This window comes from Mesorhizobium sp. P5_C1, assembly GCF_054049815.1.
In genome coordinates this window covers 1-1484 of record NZ_JBFULQ010000902.1, presented here as the reverse complement: position 1 = coordinate 1484, position 1484 = coordinate 1, and the positions used below count along the sequence as shown (strand labels likewise).

Genomic DNA, 1484 nt, shown 5'->3' with positions numbered 1-1484 from the left:
CACTCATCTTGATACTGTAAACACTGCCGGTGGCTGTGATGAAGAGCAAGTCGTTATCTTTGCCACCAAAGGTCACATTTGTCGTCGTCTCGGGTACGTCGATATGTTCGATCCTCTTTCCCGTTTTATCGAATATAGCCACACCAATTTGCGTGAGATAGATGTTGGCCTTAGAGTCACCATCGCCGCTGGGTCGTGCTGGCGCTGGCGTGGTGGCCGTTTTACTCTCAAGACTGCAACCCTGACGGCACTTCTCATCGCTGCTCCATTCACCTGCGCCATGCAACGTGATTGTCGATCACAACCGCGACTGGAAACCGACTTTCGATCGAACCAAACCGGCCCYGACGGAACATTAGCCATTTCGAATAGTTGAATTCCTGTTCCGTGTGTTGTCACTGGCACCCGGAAGAGGCTGATGTATACATCATCAGCCAGCCCGCGTTAGCGGACCCTCCGTGGCGCGGGCTTTCACAGCAACTCCTCTAGCTCCTGGTCATTGCACGCCGGCCTCAGGGTTCGCGCGGATCGCCTGCGCAATGGACAGGAACCCGGCTGCCTCKTGAACGAACATAGCTATCMGCAGCCCTCTCAATGGTGAGGGTATGAAACTGTGRGTCRTCGGATTCCTCCCTGAACCTGACCAGCTCTCGTCGGTGACCTCGAARCTGMAGTCGAACCAGCTGCGGATGGTGTCCATGCGGGTCCTGAAGACGAGATCCCGCGCAGTCTGTTTGCTGACTTGGCCCCGCCCCCTCCAGAAGAGCACTGCGATTCTGCCCCGCTCTTCGGCTTGATTGCCCTCACTATGTCCGCGTGGCCGAAGGCACCGTAGCTGTCGTACTTTGGTCAATGCTGCTCATCGAGGGTGAGACGTCCACTGACAAGGATCAATTGCAGATCGACTTCGGCCAGGGTCGTCTGTGGGAAGGTCGGTCGAATGAATATGTAACGCCATCGCGAAGAACAGAGTGAGCAGGCAGACGCCCGTCAGTCCGGTCCTGCACCCGCACACGATATCCGCGCTGCCCGCCGGTCTGGATGATGAGTAACTCTTCGCAGCGCGAAACCGCTAGGATCAAAGCATTGGACTGCGGCTTGGTACCGGCTTGAATATCTCGCCGCAAACGACGTTCGTACTCAACGGCGTTACTGCCTATCTGAGCAGCGAGACCTCGCGCGACAAGTCCAGCAAATCGCACTTTGCCATCAGACCCTCGCAGGCTTCGTTACCTTCTGGAGAATCGGATCGCGTCGCCACACCGGGCCGCCTTGGCGCGTTCAGAGCCGGCGCTTTTCGGCAGAAGCCAAACGGTGGCCTTCCTCTACAAGAAAATATCGAGTGTACGCAGTCGGATTTCGTCAATCCGACGAGGCTCGGATTCTGTTCCGCAGACACAGAATCAACAAAAACGGCTGTCACGAAGCCGACCTCATCAGGCAACAGCATCGGCGCTGGTGGAGGCACAGAGAAACACCTACGC

2 protein-coding genes are annotated in these 1484 nt (G+C 56.7%); one reads left to right on the top strand and one right to left on the bottom strand.

Annotated features, from left to right (window positions below; genetic code table 11):
- A partial coding sequence (locus ACXJ7R_RS32420) for an SMP-30/gluconolactonase/LRE family protein (RefSeq protein ID WP_457155361.1) occupies window positions 1-142 on the bottom strand: 142 nt, incomplete at its 3' end.
- A 967-nt stretch (window positions 143-1109) separates the two neighbouring features.
- On the opposite strand from ACXJ7R_RS32420, the gene ACXJ7R_RS32415 reads away from it, so the two are divergent.
- Window positions 1110-1484, top strand: a 375-nt coding sequence (locus ACXJ7R_RS32415) for a hypothetical protein (protein ID WP_457155360.1), incomplete at its 3' end; no start/stop codon positions are given.